Source organism: Haloferax profundi (assembly GCF_001469865.1).
Lineage (GTDB): Archaea > Halobacteriota > Halobacteria > Halobacteriales > Haloferacaceae > Haloferax > Haloferax profundi.
Window position 1 is genome coordinate 1 of sequence record NZ_LOPV01000484.1, and the last position, 843, is coordinate 843.

The window sequence follows — 843 nt, forward strand, 5'->3', positions numbered from 1 at the left end:
TCACAACGGCGACAGAGGACTACGTGGTTCTCGGCAGTGAAGACGTTCACCTCTAACAGAGCAATGATGAATGTGTCAAGGTCATTTCCATCAACTTCCCTTCCACAAGCTTCACAGTGCGAGCTCTCCCGGCCGAGAGCTTTCAGATATGTGCCCGCCATATCGTAATCCGGCTGGGGGGTGGCGTCTTTCATAATTAGTACTGGTTCGACGGACGCTCCGAAGACATCTCGATGAGTTGTGCTTCTTCCTCTAGTGCGGTTACTTTGACCGGGAAGGTTCCCTCATCCTCAACCGAAACGAGGGCATGACTATACCCGCGGTCTCGGTCGCCAGGTTTTGCGTTACGGATGAACTCTGCCTCACGAGACGTCAACCCGAGCTTCGTGCGATTCTCTTCGGACAGGCCGGGAAGCCGGTAGAGAATCTTCATCGAACAGTTGTTAGCGATGGTCTCCGCTCGTGGATGGACGAAGAAGTCCTTGAGTTCCTGGGTGATGAGGTGGATGCTCAAGTCATAGTGACGAGAGTGTCTCGTAGCACGGTCAAGCCACTGCAGACTCCCCTCGTGTTCCATGAGATAATGCGCCTCGTCGACGGCGAGGATGACGCGCTTTTCCGTCTCCTTGGCCCGCTGGTAGACGTTGTCGAAGAGCAACTGCATCATCAACGCAATTTCACGGTCCGCTTCACCTTGCTGGAGGTCGAGGTAGACAACCTTCTCACCGGAAATGTTGACCTCTGTTTCCCCAGCGAGGTTCGAGAATTCGCCATTGCCCATGAATGGGCGCATCGCCATTCGAAGGTCGGCAGCGCGTTCCTGCCATTTCTCGACTTCCAATT

Annotated in this window: 1 protein-coding gene and 1 pseudogene; both read right to left on the reverse strand. The window is 54.4% G+C overall.

Annotation, left to right across the window (positions count from 1 at the left end):
* Positions 1 to 194: pseudogene (locus AUR66_RS22805) on the reverse strand (hypothetical protein); the annotation flags it as partial.
* Between the two features lie 2 nt (positions 195 to 196).
* Positions 197 to 843: type IV secretory system conjugative DNA transfer family protein (locus AUR66_RS22190; protein ID WP_231727928.1), on the reverse strand; the 647-nt coding region annotated here is incomplete at its 5' end.